We start from the raw sequence: 22625 nt of genomic DNA, 5'->3' as shown, positions 1-22625 counted from the left end.
CCCTTGTAATCTCGCTTGCAATAGTTTTTATTGCCAATATTGGTTTTTTGTAGTGTGTTTGTGTGTCAATGGGTTGTATATTAGGAGTTTGGGAAAATAGTGATATTGTTTTTGGTGGCCATGTGTGGTGAATGGAATTAATGTTAAAACGATTTGTGCTCTTAGTTTATTTATCCCTAAGAGCAGAGTAGGATTGGTTTTCGGACTTTACACCGGAGTGAATTGCAAATCCACAACAATGGTATCTAAATGTAAATTATCTCTTTACATCTTATATCTAAAAAGATACCAATCTTTAATTTTTATTTTGCCGGTTTTCTTTGATTTTTTCGTCCAGGAAGCTTTTGAAATTGGCGAATTTACCGACTTTAAGTTTTTTCCTGATTAAAGATTTTTTGGCTTGGATGGTGTTGGGGCTATAGCCCAGAATTACAGCTGTTTCGGTATTAGAAAGTCCTGCATAGGCGAGGCAACAAATTCTGAATTCTGTTTCATTGAGTTCTCGAAGTTCCTGTTTCATTTGAGTAAAAAGCCCGTTGTATGCAGAATCCATAGTTCTGTAAAATTTATTCCAGTCTAATTCTTCTTGGCCGTATACTACTTTATTAAAGGTTTTTATAAAATGTCTTCCTGATTGTCCATTGTCGTTACGGAGGTATATTTCCAGCAAAGCTGCCTTTTTTAAAATACCAAATTGTTCAAGCAATACCGAGCGGAATGAATTTTTTTCTTTTTGGGCGGTTTGTGCCATCTCTTTCAATTGATAAATGCGTTTTTCAATTTCCAGAAGTTCTTTTTTACGGTTCATGTCTTGGAGATAGTAGACAAATAGAAAGATACCAAGAGTCAGCAAAAGACCGGAAATAATAATAATATTGCGTTGTCGCTGGATAATTAGTAGCCGGTTTTTGGCCAAAAGCGTTTGAATATTATATTTTTCGCGAATTTCCAAAATGGCGCTGTTCTTATTTTTTTCCAGTATAGCAGCCAGGTATTCGCTGTAAAGCTTATGGTTGTTTAATGCGCTGTTAAAATCTCCTTTTTGTTCATTAACTAAGGAAAGTGATTTGTAAATGTTGGCTAACAGAAAAATATTTTCTTTTGAGTTGAGTAAATTAATGGCGGTGTTAAGACAGACCAGTGCCGAATCATATTGCTTGGTTCCGGCAAAAACGTTGGCTAAATTGTAATAAGTTCGTGCTTTTTCAGTTGAGTCACCGGTCTGGGATAAAGTACTTGAAAAAATATTTTTGGCTTTATCCCATCGCTCCGTTTCGCGATAGGTAACTCCAAGGCATTGTTGAATGCTGATTTTTTCACTTGTTAAATTGTATTTGTCTGCGATAGTTAATCCTTTATGATAGAACGCGATGGCACTATCGGGCATGTTTTTGAGCAAAAAGCAGTTGCCAATCATGTTCAGGGCAATACTTAAGTTTTTATGGTTGTTTGCCTCATGAAAATACCGGACTGCTTTTTTGTACCTGACAATCGCTTCATCTTTTAAAAGCTGACCGTAGTATACATTTCCTAAAGCACCATTTATTAGTCCTTTTAGATTATAGTCAGTATCGAGTTTACTGTAATTATCTGCCTCCAGGAATTTTTGGGTTGCTTTTTCAAGTTTTTCATGAAGGGTGTATATTGTCCCGGCGAGGTAGGCTGCCTTTGCAGCATTATGAAAGTCTTTTTTATGTGCAAAGAAGTCTTCAATTAAAAAGACAAGCGTATCTGATGAAATGTCCCTATCCTTCTTGTGTTTAGCCTCTGCTTTTAGTAAAAAAAATCTGTAAAAGTCTTTTTGGGGCAATTGGGAAGGATGGGGTATTGAATTTAACAGAATAATAGCGCTGTCTACATTTTTATAAAGCAATGACTCTGCTTTGTTTAATAGCTTTCTTTCATGCACCGGCAGTTGTTTGCAATGAGTGCATGTTAAAATAATGATAACTAATGAGGAATAAAAAAGTGTTTTAAGCATTTCTGGGGAGGGAAAGTTAGAAACAGGTTCGCAAAAAGTTATCTGTTGGCAGCCCACAATAAGATTTTGCCCAGCAAGGCTGTTTGATATTTCGGTATTTTATCCGAGATAATTTTTCCTACTTGTTCTTCCTTTGCCACCATCGGCATCTCGGCCGATGCAATTTTTTGGATTTCTGCCAAAGTGGCATGGTCGAAATATTGAGACAAAATATTCTTAAGTTCCTGTGAGAGATCGGTTGTTGGGTTGGATTTAAGAGGCTCGTTAAGATTGGCTTCAGTAATACAAATCCGGAGCAGTTCTCTGACGCTTTCCTTTACCGGGTCTTCGCTTCCGGCCGTGTCGCGTAACGACCAGCTGTTGTATTGATAATCGGTATTTTCCAGTTCGCGCACGTAGATGCTGTCGGGACCGAAGATTCTTTTCAAGACCAGCAGTGTCCCTTTTTTCCAGGCTTGCCAGTTGAAGTTCTTGTGGTCCAATCCTTTGAGTCGTTCTTCCAGAAGGGCTTTTCCGCTATTTGTTGCTGATGATGTGTTGGGTGTCATGAAGTATGTTTTTTAGTCAGTTAAATTTAGTGAATTCAGAAATAGGAAACAAAAAAGGGATTGCCATCGTTGACAATCCCTTTATATTTTTATAAACCAATCAGTAAAAATCAATTTCTCTTAAGTTGCTTCCAATTTATAGCACCTATCAAAAAGAATAAAAACTGATTAGCTAATTATTGATTAATATTTCTTTTTTCAATTAACCCATTTGAGAATCACTTAGATACTTTAAGAATTTCATTAATCATTTTGGTTAACTGCTCTTTAGGGACGAAACCCAGCACTGCCTGCGGTTTTTCATTCATAGGAATGAAAACTATGGTTGGTAAACTTCTAATGCCGAATGCCGCCGATAATTCACGTGATTTTTCGGTATCAATTTTATAAACCTGAAGCTTTCCGCCATATTCCTCTTGAATTTCTTCCAATACAGGAGCTAACATTCGACAGGGTCCGCACCAGTCGGCGTAAAAGTCCAGAATAGCCGGTTTGTCACCTTTGTACACCCATTCACTGTTGTTTTCGTAGTCAAACACTTTCTCGATAAAAGCCTGTTTGTCTAAATGGATGATTTTAGACTCGGCTTCATTCCCGCCTGTTCGGGCTTTTGTTGTTTGGGTTCCTGAAAAGAGAAACAAAACGACAACCGAAAATAATGCTAAGTAATTTCTCATGATTATTGACTTTGAAGGGGTTAGAAAACAGATAGGGTAGAGATGTTATTTCTCTACCTTTAAAACATCTTTAATAGCTCGTTCAAACGTGTCTTTGGGTAATGCGCCCTGTGCCATTTGAGGCTGACCATCGACAGGAACGAACAGTAACGACGGAATACTTTGAATACCAAACATCCCGGCCAATTCTTGCTGGGCCTCGGTATCTACTTTATAAATGTCTAATTTTCCGTCGTACTCTTCCGACAGTTCTTCCAAAATTGGTGCCACCATCTTACAGGGTTGACACCAATCAGCATAAAAGTCTATTAAACAAGGTTTATCACCTTCAAATTTCCATTCTTTGTTGTTTTCAAAATCAAATACTTTTTCTTTAAAAGTCTCTTTTGTTAAATGCTCAACCATAATGTTTCTTTTTTTATTGGTTCAAAAATAGTGATTTTTTATCTCAATTTCAAAATATCTAAATTTGTAAATATGTTAATGCAATCATTGTGCCAAAAAACTGAGATTTGTCAACGGCCCTTTCTATTGGGATTATATTTGTAATTTTGACGCTCATTTGATAAAAAATAAGGCCAGGTAATAATTTAGGGTTGTAATTATTTATCATTGGCTAAAAATATGAATGCTCTGTTTTATTGTTGTTTAAGTGTTTGGTCCGGCAATCGACAATTATGATGATATGTTTCTTTAAGGAAACGGTCTGTGCAGAAAGTTGTTTTATAGTATTACAGTATAAAATATCATTATAATTTATAACATTTACATTTGAATGTTGTTTTTGGGGAAGGCTTATTTTTTATATCCTGTTTAAACAACGTGGGTGCTTTATCAAATTCAGGAAATAGGTAGAGGTTGCAGAAGAAGGTTGTCACGGTAAGAATAAATATAAATAATGTACAGGCATAAGGCAGAAGAAGTCAATAGTCATTAGTCAACAGTCATTAGTGCTAATGGACTAGTGACTAACGACTAACCACTAATGGCTGCTTTTAAGAAACAATATATCAATGAAGTAAGTAAATTTTATACGGATGAATCAATAACTTAGATGAAAAATAGTCGCGGAAAAGATATTATGAAGCAATATTTACAAACGCCTGTGTTTAAGGCCATATCACAAGTAGCCGATAGTATTGAGAGGGAGACATATGTTGTTGGAGGTTTTGTAAGGGATTTGATATTGAAAAGACAAACTACGGACATTGATATAGTGGTTGTTGGTAGCGGTATAGAGATGGCAAGAGCTGTGGCGAAGAAATTGGGCGGAGTAAAAGTTTCTGTGTTTAAAAATTTTGGTACAGCCATGTTTAAGTACCGTGGGATGGAAATAGAATTTGTGGGCGCCAGAAAAGAATCATATCACAGAAATAGCAGAAAACCGGTTGTAGAAGATGGGACTCTTGAGGATGACCAAAATAGGCGAGATTTTACAATTAATGCGCTGGCCTTGTCATTAAATGAAAAAAGTTTTGGGCAGTTGATTGACCCTTTTATGGGGGTTAAAGATATTGAAGCTGGCATTATTCGTACTCCGAGGGATCCGGTGGTTACTTTTTCAGACGACCCTTTGCGAATGCTTCGTGCCATCCGATTTGCCACTCAGCTGGGATTCAGAATTGAAGAAAAGACATTTGAAGGCATTGTTTCTCAAAAGGAAAGATTGGAGATTATTTCGAAAGAAAGAATAACTGAGGAACTTAATAAAATGTTAATGGCGCCAAGACCATCAATGGGTTTCAAACTCCTCGAAAAAACCGGTTTGTTACCTCTTATTTTACCGGAATTACAGGCTTTAAAGGGAGTAGAGAAAATTAATGGGATTGGGCATAAAGACAATTTTTATCATACTCTGGAAGTCCTGGACCAATTGGCAGAACGTTCGGATGACTTGTGGTTGCGCTGGTCTGCTTTGTTGCATGACATTGCCAAGCCCCGAACTAAACGGTTCGACCCAAAAGTAGGTTGGACTTTTCACTCTCATAATTATGTGGGGATGAAAATGGTTCCCAAAATTTTTCAGCGACTACGTCTGCCCCAAAATGAAAAAATGAAGTTTGTGCAAAAAATGGTGGAACTTCACATGCGCCCCATTGTGCTGAGCGAAGAAGGGGTGACTGATTCGGCTATCAGACGGCTATTGTTTGATGCAGGGGATGACATTGACAGTTTAATGACGCTTTGTGAGGCGGATATTACTTCGAAGAACGAGGTGAAGGTGCGTAAGTTTTTGCGTAACTTCAAAATTGTTCGGCAAAAATTAAAGGAAATAGAGGAGAAAGACCGTATCAGAAACTTTCAGCCGCCAATTTCCGGTGAAGAAATTATGGAGACCTTTGGCTTGCCCCCATGTAAAATAGTTGGTGAAATTAAATCTGCCATTAAAGAAGCTATATTGGAAGGTACAATACACAACGATTATGAAGAAGCCAGAACATTCATGCTGAAGAAAGGGAAAGAGATGGGATTGAAGGGCTGATGTTTGTTTTGATTGTAAGGAAATTTCGTTTAAGGAATTTTATTTTTGGGGGATAGGAGAAACGGTAATCGACAAATGTCTAATGCATATAGAATCAAACTAATTGCAGCATAATAAATCCATTGTGTCGATTTTTGTATATTTGATTTGGACTCCTTTAATAGGAAATCATGAGATTGTCAGAAAAGGAAAGGAAATCTATTAAGCAAGCAGCTAAAGAAGTTTGGGGGAATAGTGCTACTATTTATCTTTTTGGATCACGTGCCGATGACACAAAAAAAGGCGGTGATATTGATTTGTACATACGGTTGTCTGAGATGAAATCTGCTCATGAGCTTGTGCGTCAAAAGGCTGCTTTTCTGGCCAAATTGGAGATGCTGTTGGGAGAACAAAAAATTGATGCTATTATACATACACCTCAAAATGAGGATCTGCCAATTATCCAAACAGCCCAAAAAGAAGGTGTGATTTTATGATTTAACTATTGTTATGAATAATAAGGATTTAAAGGATGCTTTGACAGAAGCTTTTGATACCGGTTATATACACCTCAAAAGAATGAATTTTGCTTTGTCTAAAGTGAAAAAATTTCTTCCAATTACCTCTGATAACTATTTATCTTTAGATGATGATACCATTGGATTTCTTGATCAATATATTTTTCGCTTTTCAAAAGCACAAGATCTCATTGGTTCCCGAATTTTCCCATTAATACTTCAAGTTCTGGCTGAACCTGTGGAGGATAAAGCTTTTATTGATATTTTAAACCGGATGGAGAAATTAAATATTATTGATTCAACACAAAACTGGATAGAGTTAAGAAAAATCCGAAATGAGATTACTCATGAATATCCTTCTAACCTGAAGGAGCGTGTTGAAGGAATAAATATTTTAGTCGAAAACTTCACTGTTTTCCAACAAATTTTAGCTCGTTGTTCCCGGTTGTTGGAACAATATGGGTTAAAAATAGATTGCTCTAATCCCAATTTCTGAATTTAAAACACTTAATATTTTGTATCAGGCCAATAAATTCTTTTCGGATAAACTTTATCGCCCATTTCCTGAGGAGGTGGCACCCATACTAATAGGTTGGCATCTACAAACGCCTCAAAATGCAGGCAGTCTTTTACGCCTGGCTGCCAATGTGGGGTGCCGGTTGGTTTTGTTTGTAAAAAATAAGGAGGAAGCGGTCTTTAAAACGGCCAAAATGAAATATGTGGCAGGGGTAGCCTATGAGATGGTTAACTGGTCTTTCTGTCGTTCAGAAGACCTTCTTCAACACATTCCCCCGCAATATTCTTTTGTGGCACTGGAAACTGCTCCCGGGTCCACTAATCTTCTGAATACCCAATTGCCTGACAAAATGGCCCTAATGGTAGGTAGCGAAAGGTCAGGGATACCTGATGAGGTTAACTTCCACGGTCAGATGGACGTTCATATTCCCATGTTGGGACCGGTAAAGTCGATGAACGTGTCGCATGCCGCAGCCGTTTGCCTGTTTGAGTGGATGAGGCAGCATCTACACCTTATTCATTAAAATATGTATCCAATAGCCAGGCGGAAGTAGGGAAATATGGATGAATAGGTATTGTGGTTTTTGTTACAATCGCCGGTGATGTTTGCTTTTCACTGCGAGGAGATATGATTAAAGAAATTTTTCTTTTTTAACAGGAATTACGGAGAAAATTCTTTAATAATCTCTACTTTTGCGGCGAAAAATTAAACCAAAGTAATCCCTTCAAATTTTATGGCTTACATCCAAAACACTATGGTTATTCGCCGGGAGCTGCTCGTGCGATTGACCCGACTGATGAAAGAAGATCTACTACCCGAAAAAATTGACCGTATCCCGCTGGAAATGGCACCAAAGGAAAAGGGGGCGCGCCGTCGGTGTTGCGTACATAAAGAGCGGGCGGTAATTAAATATAAAACCATGCCTTTGTTGGGCTTTCGACCCGATGAGGAAGAAGATGAACTGACCCCTTTATCCGAATATGCCAATGTAGCACTAAGTCGTCGGCAGCCAACAGGGAAGAGCATGCTTACAGTGGTTGATGAGGCTTGTACCAGTTGTGTGAAGGTTAATTATGTGGTAAGTAACCTTTGCCGCGGATGTGTGGGGCGTTCGTGCCAAATGAATTGTCCTAAAGATGCCATTATTATTAATGCCGATGGTAAAGCCCATATTCGTGAAGAGGTTTGCGTTAGTTGTGGTATCTGTCATAAAGCATGCCCTTACCATGCTATAATTTATGTTCCCGTGCCATGTGAGGAAGCTTGTCCGGTTGGCGCTATTAAAAAGAATAATGATGGCGTTGAGGAGATTGATGAAGAAAAATGTATTCTCTGCGGTCGGTGTATTAACGCTTGCCCTTTTGGGTCCATATTCGAAATATCGCAAACCATAGATGTGTTGAATGCTATAAAAAAAGGCGAGCAACTGGTGGCTATGGTTGCACCATCATTGTATGGGCAATATCAGGCAGAGCCCGGACAGGTTCTTAATGCCGTCAAAAAAGTTGGTTTTCATCATGTAATGGAAGTGGCAGAAGGAGCCGTTGATACAGCGCGTGAAGAGGCAGCCGAATTCAGAGAACGTCTCGAAAAAGGGTGTACTTTAATGACCACTTCATGTTGTCCCTCTTATGTAGAAGCTGTAAATAAGCATATTCCGGCAATGAAGAAACTTGTAAGTGAAACCCCCTCGCCTATGGTTTTCACGGCACGTAAAGTAAAAGAACGGTTCCTGGGTGCCAAAACCGTATTTGTTGGCCCTTGCGTGGCAAAACGAAAAGAAGCGCGCGATTCTGGTTTGGTAGATTATGTGCTCACTTTTGAAGAACTGGATGCTATCCTCGAGGGATTGGATATCTCAGTTTCAAGCCTGGCGTTGGAGGCGGAGTTGACCGAGGTGCCACTTGAAGCCAGAGGATTTGCCAAAAGTACAGGTGTGGTCAACGCAGTGAAAAAAGCCAGCAACGATGTCTTTATTAAAGAGGTGGTGATAAATGGTTTAGACAAAAAATCTTTGAATATGCTGAAAGCTTATGCTCGAGGGAAAGCACCCGGAAACTTTATTGAAGTGATGGCCTGCCAGGGAGGTTGCCTCTCCGGACCTTGTTCCCTTACCGATGAAAGAAAAGGACGCAAGATATTCGAAGATTCAATAAATAAGCTTTATGATTCTCAATAGTTTGAATTCTGTTGTCAAAGTTTCTGCCGATTTGTCATTACTATCATGACATGCCCCTTATTGTCTTTTATTGTCGATGTCATATTTACATCTTTATTATATCTTTTTGTTATAAAAGCAAATTGGCATATCCTTTGAATTAAGTGTTGCACGATTTTTAGAAAATTATTGAGAACGAAAAATAAAAAAAACAATGGGAAAAATAATTGGAATTGATTTAGGAACAACCAACTCATGTGTGGCGGTAATGGAGGGTAACGATGCTGTTGTTATTCCAAACAGTGAAGGTAAGCGTACCACGCCATCTATTGTTGCTTTTGTAGAAAATGGTGAACGCAAGGTGGGTGATCCTGCCAAACGCCAGGCTATCACCAATCCTCAAAAAACGATATACTCTATCAAACGCTTTATGGGTACCATGTATGATGAAATCCCCAATGAAGTTAAAAGGGTACCTTATAAAGTGGTGAAAGGTGACAATAATACTCCTCGTGTTCAAATAGATGACAGACAATATACCCCTCAAGAAATTTCAGCCATGATTCTTCAAAAAATGAAGAAAACGGCTGAAGATTATTTAGGGCAAGAAGTTACTGAAGCTGTTATTACTGTGCCGGCCTACTTTAACGACTCTCAGCGCCAGGCAACTAAAGAAGCCGGAGAAATTGCCGGTTTAAAGGTGAGAAGAATTATTAACGAACCCACCGCTGCTTCTTTGGCTTATGGCCTTGATAAAAAAGGTAAAGATATGAAAGTGGCCGTCTATGACCTTGGAGGCGGTACTTTTGATATTAGTATTCTGGAACTTGGCGATGGCGTTTTTGAAGTTAAATCAACCAACGGGGATACCCATCTTGGTGGAGATGATTTTGATGAGGCCATTATCAACTGGCTTGTCGATGAATTTAAAAAGGACGAAGGAGTTGACCTGAAGAAAGACCCAATGGCCTTGCAGCGTCTGAAAGATGCTGCCGAAAAGGCTAAAATTGAACTTTCCAGTTCTACCAGCACCGAAATCAACCTTCCTTATATCATGCCGGTTGACGGTGTGCCTAAACACTTGGTGAAAACACTTACGCGTGCACAGTTTGATCAGTTGACTTACGATCTGGTTCAAAGAAGTTTAGAGCCTTGTAAGGCCGCATTGAAAGATGCAGGTATTAGTGCTTCCGAGGTAGATGAAGTTATTCTGGTAGGTGGTTCTACTCGTATTCCTGCTATTCAGAAAGTAGTTGAAGACTTTTTTGGCAAAAAGGCTTCAAAAGGGGTTAACCCCGATGAGGTGGTTGCTCTTGGTGCCGCTATTCAAGGTGGTGTGCTTACCGGTGAGGTTAAGGATGTGCTTCTGTTGGATGTTACACCGCTGTCATTGGGTATTGAAACCATGGGTGGCGTGATGACCAAATTGATTGAAGCCAACACGACCATACCAACCAAAAAGTCGGAAACATTTACCACTGCGGCCGATAACCAACCATCGGTTGAGATTCACGTGTTGCAGGGTGAACGACCTATGGCTAAGGATAATAAAACTATTGGTCGATTCCACCTTGATGGTATTCCACCGGCACCACGCGGAGTTCCTCAAATTGAAGTGACTTTTGACATCGATGCCAACGGAATTCTTCATGTAACCGCCAAAGATAAAGCTACCGGCAAAGAACAAAGTATTCGTATCGAAGCCTCTTCCGGCTTGTCGGATGATGAAATCAAACGGATGAAGGCTGAGGCAGAAGCTAATGCTGAAGCCGACAGAAAAGCCAAAGAAAGAATCGACAAACTTAATGCTGCAGATAGTTTGATATTCCAAACCGAAAAGCAGCTTAAAGAATTTGGTGATAAAATACCTGCCGACAAGAAAAAGCCTATAGAAGATGCCTTGGCTAAACTGAAAGAGGCTCATAAGAAACAGGATATCGATGCCATTGATAAGGCAACACAAGAACTCAACTCAGTGTTCCAGGCTGCTTCACAGGAAATGTATAACGCCAGCCAACAAGCGCAAGGAGCTCAGACAGGAGGGGCTCAACAACAAGCTTCTGATTCATCATCGAAGAAAAGCGGAGATGATGAAGTGACCGATGTAGACTTTGAAGAGGTTAAATAAAAGGTTTATTATTATTTTATTAAGAGGCTGTCCTTTTCAATTGGGGCAGCCTTTTTTGTTGTTCTTTTAATTTTTGATACAAGCTTGGTAAGTGATTTTCGTTTCGTCTGAAATGAATACTTTTGTGTTATTTTAAAGATGAAAAGAATTGTTCCCAATGCTTGGATGGAATTCTAAAAAAATTTTACCACTTTTATCTACACTAATGACAGGTTTAATTTAAAGTGGCTTAACGATTGTTATCATTGAAATTTTAATGCCAATGAAGCTGAGGTTATTGAATTTATGTGTTTTATTATTGTTGACATTTTATGCTAAATCGCAGAGCGAACTTTTTGAAAAACCCGAAAGTCGAGCTAAAAAAGTAGTTAAAACTGATCCCAAATATAAGAATCTTAGGGATGAACAAGGTCGCCGTCAAGGATACTGGATGAGGTTTCATCCCAATGGAAATCCTGCATATAGGGCCCGATTTAAAGATGACATTCCTGTTGACACCCTTATTAGATATTACAAAAACGGAGAGAAATTTGTCGAAATTGTTTTTGACAATAATAATCGATTGGGAAGAGCTCGATTTTTTTCTGAAAAGGGGAAGCTGATAGCTACCGGTTTTTATAACAATATGAAGAAGGATAGTATTTGGGAATTCTTTGATGAACGAGGGCGCCTCAGGTCTCGTGAAACCTTTGAGAACGATCTTCAGCAGGGACTATCGGAAATTTTTTATGATAGCGGGACTCTGGCTGCCGAGGTCCTCTACTGGGAAGGTAAAAAACAGGGGCTGGAAAAGCAATATTATCCCGACGGTTCTCCAAGAGTTTACATAAATTACAAAGACGGGAAATTTGACGGGGCTTATACTGTCTATTATCCCGATGGCAAACACGAGATTACCGGTTATTATAAGGACGGGAAACAAGATAGTTTATGGATTTTCTATGATGCTTTGGGGCGCGAAAAATTTTCATTGATGTATAAGGATGGAGTTGCAGTGAATAAAGATAAATTAGATAGTCTACAACGTCAGGAATATAACCTTTATGAGCAGAATAAAGAGCGGTTCGAAGATCCGGAAAAATACATGAATAATCCCGATGAATTAATCCGGAATTTTTAAACTATTTTTTATGGGTCAGGAAGCCATTACGCTTTTACAGCTTAATCAAATAATAAAAGGCATCATTGATGATGCCGGGTTAAATTCGGTCTGGGTAAAGGCTGAAATAGGGGAGTTACGTGTCAACCGAAACGGTCATTGCTATCTTGACCTGGTGGAGAAGAATCCTGAGAATGATAGCTTGGTTGCACGTTCCCGGGGAATGATATGGGCTCAAAATTTCAGATTACTCAAAGCCTATTTTGAATCTTCCACCGGACGACCCTTAACTACCGGATTAAAAGTTTTGGTAAAAGCTTCGGTACAGTTTCAGGAAGTATATGGATTAAGTTTAATAATTACTGATATCGACCCGTCCTACACGATGGGCGACCTGGCCCAAAAGCGGCGAGAGGTAGTTAATCGGCTTATCGAAGAGGGCGTCTTTGAAATGAATAAAGAGCTGGAGTTGCCCGCTGTAATTCAAAAAATTGCCATCATCTCATCGCCTACTGCAGCCGGATATGGTGATTTTATTCACCAACTGGAAAATAACCCTTACGGAATCAAGTTCTATTTCCATCTTTTTCCTGCCCTTATGCAGGGCGAAAAAGCTGAAAATTCTATTGTAGAAGCCCTGGAAAAAATCTTTGACCATTCCTCTTTTTTTGATGCTGTGGTTTTAATACGGGGAGGAGGAGCTACTATCGATTTACTCTGCTTCGACAGTTATTGGGTTGCTTATCATATTGCCCAGTTCCCGTTGCCTGTAATAACGGGGATTGGTCACGAAAGAGATGAGTCGGTAGCCGATATGGTTGCCCATACCATGTTAAAAACGCCTACAGCAGTAGCCGCCTTTTTAATTGAGCGGGCTGCTGTTTTTTTGCAGCGGGTTGATGAGGCCGCCGCTCAGGTGGCCGATTTGGCACGTGAAAAGATTCAAAATGAACAACAAACCATTGAAAACCTTTCAAAAGTATATGTTCCAACGGTCAAAACCACATTGCAAAGAAGACGGTCCAATTTAGAACAAATGGTCGCTCATTTGCCCGTTGTCGTTACAAAACGGTTGGGAAGTGCTGCTTATCAATTGAAACGTTTTCAGGAGAAAATGGTGGTGGCATCTAAGCATAAAGTTAATAATAGTCAGCAGTTGCTTAATCAATACTATCAATCGCTCAGGCGATATCCAATACGGTTGTTAAATGCATCGCGGCAAAAATTGGATTATCTTGAGCAGGCAAAAAATGCCAATGACCCGGTAAGATTGCTCAAACGGGGATATTCACTCACTTATCAGGATGGCAAGCTGGTGAAAAATATTGGTATGATAAAAAAAGGCTATCCTATTACCACCAGGTTTATTGACGGCCGGGTGAGTGGTACAGTAGAGCATGTCGCAAAATTGGGTAAGAAAGAATGAATAGTCGGTCAATTCAAAAATGTGCAATCTTTATAATTTTCAGGGGAAAATTGAAATTGTTGTTTTTCTGTTATCTAAAAATCTTAAATCTAATTATCTAAATAATTATGACAGCCAGGAAAAAATTAACCTACGGTGAAGCTATCACCGAAATAGAGGAAATTCTTCAGCAAATGGAAGATGAGGAGTTGGATGTGGATGAACTTGCAGGTAAAGTGAAACGGGTTTCGGAACTGGTTCGCTTTTGCCGGAATAAATTAAAGAATACCGAAGAAGAGGTGGAAAAAGTGTTAAAAGAGATGGAAGAGGAGTAACCTTCCAACATGTTATAGAAAATCGGACTGAAAACTAAAAGGCATCAACCATTCGGCTTTTTCTACTTTTATGATTTTTTCTTTTCCGGCCATAATAACGGCGAAGGGTTTTTTAAAACGGTTTTCCCATTCGATAAATACCTGCCGACAACTGCCACAAGGGGGCACGGGCATATCTATAACCTGTCGGTTTTTGGTGGCCACAACAGCCAGAATGCGGACAGCAGCTTCTGGATATTGAGAAGATGCATAAAAAAGGGCAACCCGCTCGGCGCAGAGACCGGATGGGTAGGCTGCGTTTTCCTGGTTGTTCCCGGTAATTATTTTGCCATTATCCAGGAGTAGGGCAGCCCCTACATTAAACTTTGAATAGGGATTGTAAGCCATGAATGAGGCTTCTACGGCAAGCTCAATAAGCTTTTCCTCTTGTTGGTTTAATTGAGCCGTCGATGTATATTCCCGATAAGGAAACTGAATATATTTTTCGTTTTTGGTCATCACGGCTGCAATTTAGCATCATGAATTGATTTTTACAAATCGATACTGATTAAAGATGCTGGTTATTGGTAGGATTTTGAAAGTAACAATAAGGAACCAGGATTCGAAATAATTATTGATGGTCGCGTTTTTGTCGTTCTGTTTTATATATTTGTCGGAACATGGGTCTTTTAGTAAATAATTTTACAAAGATTGTTCATTTTTTGAATAGATTGGTTATGCAAAAGATATTTGTACTCTTGACTGTTTTTATTAATTGTATTGTTTGTTTGACCTTTGGACAGATATCATCTGAATTGACGCCCCAACAATATATCGATAAATATCACGAATGGGCAATTTTAAATATGAAGCGGAGTGGGGTGCCGGCCAGTATCACTCTGGCTCAAGGTATGTTGGAGTCCGGAAACGGAAATAGTAGATTGGCTGTAGAGGCCAATAATCATTTTGGTATAAAATGTCACGATTGGACCGGTGAAAAAGTTTACCATCATGATGATCGCCGCAACGAATGTTTCAGAAAATACAATACAGTATACGACTCATATGCCGACCATGCGCAATTTTTGTCTACCCGTTCGAGATACGCTTTTCTTTTTGACCTGGATATTACCGATTACAAGGGTTGGGCACGCGGGTTAAAAAAGGCTGGCTATGCCACTGACCCCAACTATGCTAAACGACTTATTGATATTATTGAACGATATAAGCTTTATGAGTTCGATAGGGAAGGTGCCGGAAGAAGCGCCTGGAAACGTTCTAAAGGAACTTCCACTTCGGGGAGGCATGTAATTGACCCTTATACCCGCCATGAAGTTTTATTCAATAATGGGGTTCGGTATATCAAGGTTAAACCGGAAGATACTTTTTCTTCTATTGCCCAGGAATTTAACCTTCGAGATTGGGAATTGCCTAAATATAATGACCTTAAATCTGCCGGGAAGGCCACCGATTATAATTATTTGTATATTGAGCCTAAACGAAATAAAGCACATCCGGACCATCCGTGGCATGTGGTGAAAGAGGGTGAATCGATGTTCGAAATTTCGCAAATTTATGGCATTAAACTTCGAAAGCTGTATAAACTGAATAATATGAACGAGGGTGAGGAAGCCAAACCCGGTGAGCGATTGAGCCTTCGAAAAAAAGTAAAAAATTAAATTTTTGATGAAATACATGTGTGAGTCTCGGGTGATTTTAACGGTGTATTTTATTTGCTCAAAATAAACTTAACTCGTTGGGTAAATAGGACGAGTTTAAGAACATGGTTTATAGTTTTCATAGTCATTGCCCTATGGGCTCACCTGACTTTGGACGGTGCACTTTTTACAAATCTTTTTGTTAAATCGCTTTTGGGGGGTATACTCGATTCCGAGAAATAGGCGTTTTTACTGTGTATTAGCATTTGTGGAAATTTAAAAATTTTGTCGACACAATCGCCTGCCTGCAGTCAACGAAATGCTATAAAAGAAAAAATAGAATTTAATTTATTGTCCCAATATGTTCGTTAGGGTAAAAGCAGTTTGTAAAAGGAAAAGTTAGGATCCAAATGAAGCCCCTTCAGGGATTTTGTTCCCTTTCAAAAACTCTTCGGTAGTCATTCTTTTTTTTCCGGCCATTTGTAACTCTTTAATTTTTAGATCACCATTACGGGTACCTACTAGGATGATTTTTTTTTGGTCGCAATATATTTCGCCGGGATTAAGGCCTGCAGAACCTGATTTTTCGGTACGAAAAATTTTTATTGATTGTTTTCTTTCTTCATTTGGATATGATAGTTCGGTCCAGGCTGCGGGGTAAGGGCTAAGTCCTCTTATTTTGTTATGGACGGTATCACATTCTCTGTACCAATCAATTTTACAATCTTCTTTAAAAATTTTGGGTGCCGGTTTTCCTTGTTTGTGAGCTTGTGGTTGGGGAGTAATGGTTTGATTGGCTATGGCCTTAACAGTTTTTACAACCATGTTGGCACCTTGAACCATTAGTTTGTCGTGCAGGCTTCCGGCATTATCCTCAGGAAGGATAGGTGTTTCTTCCTGGAACAATATGTCGCCGGTGTCGATTTCGTGTTGGAGAAAAAAGGTAGTTACTCCGGTTTTTTCTTCACCATTGATAATTGCCCAGTTAATGGGGGCGGCACCACGGTAATCGGGAAGGAGAGAAGCATGAAGGTTAAAAGTGCCTAAGGGCGGCATATTCCAAACCACTTCGGGTAACATACGAAAGGCGACTACTACCTGAAGGTCGGCCTTTAAATCTTTTAATTCCTCTAAAAAGCGAGGATCTTTTAAGTTTGTGGGTTGTAGTATTTTGAGTCCTTTTTCTGTTGCAAAGTTTTTTACGGGTGATGAGGTTAATTTACGGCCCCTCCCGGCAGGTTTATCAGGAGACGTTATTACGCCTACAATATTCATTTGTGCTTCAAGCAACGCTTTCAAGCTTTCGACGGCAAAGTTGGGGGTACCCATGAAAACAATTTTCAAGTCTTGCATCGTGGTCTTGTTTTCAACAAATATAGGAAAAATGGCAACAAAAGAGGATGGCCAGAATCCATATGGTATCTGGCATATGTCAAATTATCAGGAATATATTAAACTAATCCAGCACTAATTATTACCTTTTTTCGTTGAACCATTTGATTTTTCGTCGTCCAGATATTTAAAGAATTTCAGGTTATGTCCCATTTTTTCTTTTTTAGTGAGCAAGTAAAATTCATTGTAAGGATTGGGTTTTACTTCAATAGGAACATTTTCAACGATTTTGAGTCCATAACCTTCCAGTCCAATACGTTTAATGGGATTATTGGTCATCAGTCTCATTTTTGTGACACCCAATTCTCGCAGTATTTGAGCACCAACGCCATAATCACGTTCATCCGCTTCAAACCCCAATTCGGTATTGGCATCTACGGTATCACGACCTTGTTCCTGTAATTTGTAGGCTTTCATTTTATTCATGAGGCCAATGCCGCGACCCTCCTGATTCATGTAAACGATAACACCTTTCCCTTCTTTTTCAATTATTTGCATGGCCTTATGCAATTGTTCTCCACATTCGCAGCGCAGAGACCCGAAAATATCACCGGTAGCACACGAAGAATGAACTCTAACAAGAATGGGTTCATCTTTTTCCCAGGTTCCCTTAATAAGCGCCATATGTTCCAACCCATTGGATTTTTGTTTGAAGGGGATAAACTGAAAATCGCCATAGGCTGTAGGTAGGTGTACTTGTACTCCCTTAATGATCAAGCTTTCCTGTTTGAGCCGGTAAGCAATAAGGTCTTCTATAGAAATGATTTTAAGGTTGAATTTTCGTGCTATTTCAACCAGTTGCGGGAGCCGGGCCATGGTTCCGTCATCATTCATAATTTCAACCAGAACTCCGGCGGGTTGAAGACCGGCCAGGCGAGCAAGATCAACAGCTGCCTCGGTATGTCCGGAACGACGCAATACCCCTTTTTCTTTAGCCTTAAGAGGAAAGATATGGCCGGGTCGACCTAAATCTTCCGGTTTGGTTTTAGGATCGCTAAGTGCTTTAATGGTTTTGGCACGGTCTGATGCGGATATGCCAGTGGTGCAGCCATGACCAAGTAGATCCACTGATACGGTAAACGGAGTTCCATGTAGTGAGGTGTTTTTGCCCACCATTAAGTCGAGTTCCAGTTCATCACATCGGTCTTCAATCAATGGAACACAAATAAGTCCTCGACCAAATTTAGTCATGAAATTTACTTTCTCGGGAGTGATGAGTTCGGCGGCGGTAATAAAATCTCCTTCATTTTCACGATCTTCATCATCAACAACAATCACAAGTTCGCCTTTTCGGATAGCTTCGATTGCTTCTTCTATGGTATTAAGTTGAAATTCTGAATGGGTATCCATTTTATTGTTTAAATTGTCAATTAAAGATTACAAAATTACATAAATAATATACAGTAACCATGATAATTTTAATGGAATCTCTGATATTTCATGGCTAAGAAATGGTTGACGTTTTATCTTTCTTTTTTGACTTGAATTTGGCAAGCAATTTTTGAAAGAAAATAATATAAGCATCAGCATTCATAATAGCAGAGTCGGTCGCAGACTTGTAGGTAAGGAAAATACCCAAAGGCAATAAAACGGCAGAAGATAACCACATGCCCTGATATACGAGCCATACTCCCTCGCGTGCTAGTTTGGCACCCATTGTATCGATAATGTAATAGGCCACAAAAAAGAGGACCGAGATAACTACAGGCATCCCTAATCCGCCTTTTCGAATGATGGCACCCAGTGGTGCACCAATGAAAAAGAAAATAAGGCAGGCAAAAGGAAGCGTGAATTTGCGATGTAATTCCATTTTATGTCTTCTGATGGTTCTGTCTTTAAGCTCGATCAAACGCATTCTTTCGTCTATGGTTTGTTTTGTGGTACGGGCTTTTTGCATGGCCATTTCCAGTACCATCTGTTTTTGGGTATCTGAAAAAGAGTTGAAGAGGCTGTCGGGCTCAATCATTCGCGTGGAATCGATTATAGTCAGATGACTTTGGGGATTTTTCAGATTCTTCCGATTCTTGTTGGCCAACAGGGTAATTTGTGTAAAATAAAAAGACTTGGACCGGCTCCTTAAATTGTTGACAAATTTATTTTTTTCAGAACTCAGAGAATCTAAGTCGTGCCTTATCTGTTTAAGATTTTTCATTCGGTCGCTGTTCTTAAACAGATTTTCATCGGTTTTTGAAAAGTCGAAACCTTTTAAAGGTATAATGGCGGTTTGTTGCTTAAAATAATCGGTACGGAACATCTCTTCCGGAGAATCATTTTTTTGATCCTGCAAGCCAATCTTTTCATCATACCTTACTCCGTCAAAAAGAGTTAGTTTCAGGAACTTTTTGTCATTCGACATCATCAGTTTGCCTGAGTCGGCCAAAGTAACATTACTATTCCGGGCTTTACGATCTCGATGATCATAGATCATCACATCATATAGCATATTTTTTTGCGGATTCTTCTTCTTTACTTTGATACTGAAATCATCAACTCCCTGATAAAAAACATTTTCTTTGATGTCTAGCTCAAGTCGGGTTTCTTTGACTCCATGAAGAATAGAAACCAATTTGAGATTGGCAACAGGCAAAACGTTGTTGGAAAATTTGTAGGCACCAATGGCGGTTAAAACCGTCAGTATTATTAATGGCAGCATAATTCGGGGCAACGAAATACCGGCCGATTTGAGGGCGGTGAGCTCGTAATTTTCTCCCAGATTGCCGAAAGTCATTAAGCTTGCTAGCAATATGGCCAAAGGTAAAGCCATTGGCACAACTTGAAGAGAGGCATAAAAAAGCAATTCAGCAAGAACATGCCATTCCAAGCCTTTCCCTACCAAATCATCTACGTATCGCCATAGAAATTGCATGACCAGTATGAACATGGATATAAAGAAGGTCATGATCAAGGGGCCTAGATAACTCTTTAGTATGAAAAGATGTACTTTCTTCATCGGAATATAAATGTTTTGAGGAGGGAAGAGACTTTAAATGCATACAAAACAGGGGCCAAATTTTGATGGCAAAGTTAGCGAAACGTGTATGACTAAACAAGCTTATACCTATAAGAAGAGTTATTAGCTGCTGCAATAGAGTTGTTTAGGTTTTGTACAAATCTATGATTTCTTAGAAGGTATAGAATGTAAAAAGGCTGTCTAAAGAGGGTAAATAACTTATAGTAAGAGGTTAAGAGTGCTTGTTGAAAAGTGTGTTAAATGACACACCTGAATAAAATCTTTTCAAAGTACCTCAAAGTTTTTAGACAGCCTCATGGGTTCTTTTTGTTTTATTCATGACCACTTTTGGGAAATGGTCTGTGAATAAATACAGGTAATTAGCTTAATATGAGAGTTTGTATCGACTGTGTTATAATATAAAACAAATGGTGACTTAATGTTTTTATCCGTGTGGAAATTAACAAACCAATGAAATAAGAAAAATTCAATCTGCAATATTTTTTACTTTAAAGATTTTAAATATTAATCAGGCAAAACGGGATTATGCTGATCCCAGCCCATGTTTTAAAGTCTCCACTTGTTGGTTCCAAAGCTCAATGGCGTCATCTTTTTCATTGGGATCTACGTGGTCGGTGACAATGAGGGCCACGTCGCCTGTCAATTCGTCAATATTGATTTCAAATTGAAACCAGGACTCGTTCATATCTTCATCGAGCCATTGATAACGCACCATTTTGTTTTCTTTACGATGGGTTTGCTGAGCTTTTTGTTCACTACCATCCCAAATAAAGGTAAAAATATCTCCCTTAACGTTCACATTATCGGCAAACCACTCTGAAAGACCACTGGGTGTAGCCAGTCGGTTAAAAAGGATGGCCGGAGAGGTGTTGAGTAAAAACTCAAGCTCAATTTTTTCTAAATTGTCTGCCATTGCTAATAATGTTTTATGTTTTCGGTTACAATATAGTGGATTTATCCAGAAAAAAAAATACATGCCAAAATTTCTAAAGCGGCATAAAGTACTTTATAAGTTATTGGAGTTCCACGTATTGACTAATTGAGCATATTTGCCTCCCTGAAGAATTAATTGTTCATGGTTTCCTTGTTCAATAATACGCCCATTCTCTAAAACCAAAATCACATCCGAATGTTTGATGGTACTTAAACGGTGTGCAACAGCAATAACGGTTCGAGTTGAGAATATGTTTTCGATAGCTTTTTGTATATATTGCTCTGTTAGCGAATCGACAGCACTGGTAGCTTCATCAAGGATAATAAGTTCGTTGTTTCCGCAGATTGCGCGGGCAAAGGCAATCAACTGGGCTTGTCCTTGGGAAAGGTTGTCGCCGTTGTCTTGTATAACAAAATCATATTTTCCCGGCAATTGTTCTATAAATCGGTCGGCATAAACAAATTTGGCGGCATTTTTAACGTCTTGTTCTGATATACCTTCTCTGCCTAAAGAAATATTGAAACGGATGGTTTCATTGAATAAAAACTGGTCTTGTTGCATAAGCGATATGGTTCGGCGAATAGTGGAAAGAGGAATATCGCGAAGTTCCATACCGTTTATTTTTATGGATCCTCTGTAACCTGTGTAAAATTTATTGAGAATTTTAATGATAGTAGATTTTCCTGATCCTGTTGTGCCAACCAGTGCAATTCGGTCGCCCTTTTTCATCCGGAACGAGATGTTTTTTAATACGTCCGGTCCATTTTGGGAATAGCTAAACGATACATTATCAAAAACAATTTCTCGAATTGAAATGGGCTGGGTGATGGTGGCGGATTCATTATATTGTTGTTCTTCAGTCTTTTGTTGAAAAAGGTGGCTAATATGTTCAAAGGCCGACAGAGATCTTTGAATGGTAGAAATTTGTTGGGCAAATTGCCGAACAGGAATAAATAGCCGGCCCAGAGTGGTAACAAAAACCACCAAAAGTCCCATGGTATAGCCAAAATCCCAAATCTGGATGGCACCATACCATAAAACCAAAGCTGTGGCAATTGATGTGATGCCTTCAACAATTGAGAATAGTGCCGAATCATATACATTAGAACGGTTTTGGGCATCACAGAAATCTTTGTTGAGCTGGTTGTATTTTTCCCATGCTTCTTCTTCGGCATTGTATAGTTGAATGGTCTTCATACCGGTGAGTGATTCTTGCAAGTAAGCGGCCGACTTGGCAAGAAATTTCCTTGAATCGTTGTATGCAGCTCGCATCTTTCGCCGTAAATAGCGCATGGTGATAATAATTAGTGGGGTGACTATAAGAAGAATTAGGGTGAGACGCCAATTGAGATAGAAAAGATAACTAACCAAGGCAGTGGTTTTGATGCTTTCGGATAAAAGGCCTAAGATGCCTGCGGCAAATGATTCACTAATGGATTCCATATCGCTGGTAAGCCGGCTGAGTGTTACACCTATGGGATTTTGGTCATAATAGCTCATGGGAAACCTTAAGGCTTTACCAAAAAGTTCGTTTCGTATGTCGACAATGGCTAATCCGCCTGCCTTTGAAAAGGAATAACTATATAAACCATCTAATAAAAGGTTAAGCAACAATACGCCGGCCAAAAATATGGCATGTAGTTTTAACCCTGTAACATCTCCGGGTACAATATAGTCGTCAATAATTCTTTCAACGAGCCACAGAAATGCTATACCTGATGCAGTTGAAAGCGGTATGGACGAAAAACTAAGAATAACCCATTTTTTGTGTGGGATAAAATAACGTCCAAATTGCTTTATTAGTTGCCAGTCTTTATTTGTCAATATTTTAGACATAAAAATGGGTGGCTTTATTTAAGTTTAA

Annotated in this window: 20 protein-coding genes; 10 read left to right on the top strand and 10 right to left on the bottom strand. The window is 39.1% G+C overall.

All coding sequences use genetic code 11. The features are described from left to right. Window positions 1–295: 295 nt before the first annotated feature. The 4 genes from BM130_RS01920 to trxA (BM130_RS01905) all read right to left on the bottom strand — a co-directional run bounded on the left by BM130_RS01920 (window position 296) and on the right by trxA (BM130_RS01905) (window position 3611). Complete coding sequence (locus BM130_RS01920; RefSeq protein WP_044138849.1) at window positions 296–1909, bottom strand: tetratricopeptide repeat protein; 1614 nt, start codon at window positions 1907–1909, stop codon at window positions 296–298. A 110-nt stretch (window positions 1910–2019) separates the two neighbouring features. Next, window positions 2020–2529: a hypothetical protein gene (locus BM130_RS01915; protein ID WP_010528733.1), complete on the bottom strand. Its 510-nt coding sequence runs from the start codon at window positions 2527–2529 to the stop codon at window positions 2020–2022. Window positions 2530–2747: 218 nt separating this feature from the next. Further along, the gene (gene trxA, locus BM130_RS01910) at window positions 2748–3206 is read right to left on the bottom strand and encodes a thioredoxin (protein WP_010528732.1); all 459 of its coding nucleotides are present in this window, start codon (window positions 3204–3206) and stop codon (window positions 2748–2750) included. A gap of 45 nt (window positions 3207–3251) precedes the next feature. After that, window positions 3252–3611 (bottom strand): thioredoxin, encoded by a 360-nt coding sequence (gene trxA / locus BM130_RS01905; protein WP_010528731.1) that lies wholly within the window; start codon window positions 3609–3611, stop codon window positions 3252–3254. Between the two features lie 676 nt (window positions 3612–4287). Between trxA (BM130_RS01905) and BM130_RS01900 the strand changes: the two genes are divergently transcribed. The 9 genes from BM130_RS01900 to xseB all read left to right on the top strand — a co-directional run bounded on the left by BM130_RS01900 (window position 4288) and on the right by xseB (window position 13827). Next, window positions 4288–5688: a CCA tRNA nucleotidyltransferase gene (locus BM130_RS01900; protein WP_029626731.1), complete on the top strand. Its 1401-nt coding sequence runs from the start codon at window positions 4288–4290 to the stop codon at window positions 5686–5688. Window positions 5689–5858: 170 nt separating this feature from the next. Continuing rightward, the gene (locus tag BM130_RS01895) at window positions 5859–6164 is read left to right on the top strand and encodes a nucleotidyltransferase domain-containing protein (protein WP_010528729.1); all 306 of its coding nucleotides are present in this window, start codon (window positions 5859–5861) and stop codon (window positions 6162–6164) included. Window positions 6165–6177: 13 nt separating this feature from the next. Next, a complete protein-coding gene (locus BM130_RS01890; RefSeq protein ID WP_010528728.1) occupies window positions 6178–6681 on the top strand; it encodes a hypothetical protein in 504 nt (167 codons plus the stop codon). A gap of 19 nt (window positions 6682–6700) precedes the next feature. Next, a complete protein-coding gene (locus tag BM130_RS01885; RefSeq protein ID WP_010528727.1) occupies window positions 6701–7225 on the top strand; it encodes a TrmH family RNA methyltransferase in 525 nt (174 codons plus the stop codon). 210 nt (window positions 7226–7435) lie between these two features. Further along, complete coding sequence (locus BM130_RS01880) at window positions 7436–8881, top strand: monomeric [FeFe] hydrogenase (RefSeq protein ID WP_044138848.1); 1446 nt, start codon at window positions 7436–7438, stop codon at window positions 8879–8881. A gap of 193 nt (window positions 8882–9074) precedes the next feature. Next, window positions 9075–10988 carry a molecular chaperone DnaK gene (gene dnaK, locus BM130_RS01875; protein WP_010528725.1) on the top strand — a complete coding sequence of 638 codons (1914 nt, stop codon included), beginning with the start codon at window positions 9075–9077 and terminating at the stop codon, window positions 10986–10988. A gap of 262 nt (window positions 10989–11250) precedes the next feature. Next, the gene (locus tag BM130_RS01870; RefSeq protein WP_010528724.1) at window positions 11251–12108 is read left to right on the top strand and encodes a toxin-antitoxin system YwqK family antitoxin; all 858 of its coding nucleotides are present in this window, start codon (window positions 11251–11253) and stop codon (window positions 12106–12108) included. 10 nt (window positions 12109–12118) lie between these two features. Further along, window positions 12119–13513: an exodeoxyribonuclease VII large subunit gene (gene xseA / locus BM130_RS01865; protein WP_010528723.1), complete on the top strand. Its 1395-nt coding sequence runs from the start codon at window positions 12119–12121 to the stop codon at window positions 13511–13513. 107 nt (window positions 13514–13620) lie between these two features. Continuing rightward, the gene (gene xseB / locus BM130_RS01860) at window positions 13621–13827 is read left to right on the top strand and encodes an exodeoxyribonuclease VII small subunit (protein ID WP_010528722.1); all 207 of its coding nucleotides are present in this window, start codon (window positions 13621–13623) and stop codon (window positions 13825–13827) included. A gap of 12 nt (window positions 13828–13839) precedes the next feature. Here xseB and BM130_RS01855 read toward each other — a convergent pair whose 3' ends face one another. Then, window positions 13840–14325, bottom strand: a complete 486-nt coding sequence (locus tag BM130_RS01855; RefSeq protein ID WP_010528721.1) for a cytidine deaminase — start codon at window positions 14323–14325, stop codon at window positions 13840–13842. Between the two features lie 218 nt (window positions 14326–14543). On the opposite strand from BM130_RS01855, the gene BM130_RS01850 reads away from it, so the two are divergent. Next, complete coding sequence (locus BM130_RS01850; RefSeq protein ID WP_044138847.1) at window positions 14544–15485, top strand: glucosaminidase domain-containing protein; 942 nt, start codon at window positions 14544–14546, stop codon at window positions 15483–15485. Window positions 15486–15863: 378 nt separating this feature from the next. Here the strand turns inward: BM130_RS01850 and fmt are convergent, their stop codons facing one another. The 5 genes from fmt to BM130_RS01825 form a co-directional block, all read right to left on the bottom strand. Then, entirely contained in the window at window positions 15864–16817 is a 954-nt protein-coding gene (gene fmt / locus BM130_RS01845) for a methionyl-tRNA formyltransferase (protein ID WP_010528719.1), read from the bottom strand. Window positions 16818–16931: 114 nt separating this feature from the next. Further along, window positions 16932–18206: a bifunctional 3,4-dihydroxy-2-butanone-4-phosphate synthase/GTP cyclohydrolase II gene (locus tag BM130_RS01840; protein WP_010528718.1), complete on the bottom strand. Its 1275-nt coding sequence runs from the start codon at window positions 18204–18206 to the stop codon at window positions 16932–16934. Window positions 18207–18300: 94 nt separating this feature from the next. Then, window positions 18301–19806 carry an LptF/LptG family permease gene (locus tag BM130_RS01835; RefSeq protein WP_029626729.1) on the bottom strand — a complete coding sequence of 502 codons (1506 nt, stop codon included), beginning with the start codon at window positions 19804–19806 and terminating at the stop codon, window positions 18301–18303. A gap of 544 nt (window positions 19807–20350) precedes the next feature. After that, entirely contained in the window at window positions 20351–20740 is a 390-nt protein-coding gene (locus BM130_RS01830) for an START-like domain-containing protein (protein ID WP_010528716.1), read from the bottom strand. Window positions 20741–20833: 93 nt separating this feature from the next. Next, complete coding sequence (locus tag BM130_RS01825; protein ID WP_010528715.1) at window positions 20834–22597, bottom strand: ABC transporter ATP-binding protein; 1764 nt, start codon at window positions 22595–22597, stop codon at window positions 20834–20836. Between the last annotated feature and the right edge of the window lie 28 nt (window positions 22598–22625).

It is taken from the genome of Thermophagus xiamenensis (assembly GCF_900112795.1).
Lineage (GTDB): Bacteria > Bacteroidota > Bacteroidia > Bacteroidales > Marinilabiliaceae > Thermophagus > Thermophagus xiamenensis.
The sequence above is the reverse complement of the archived record's forward strand: the minus strand, read 5'-3'. Positions and strand labels throughout refer to the sequence as shown.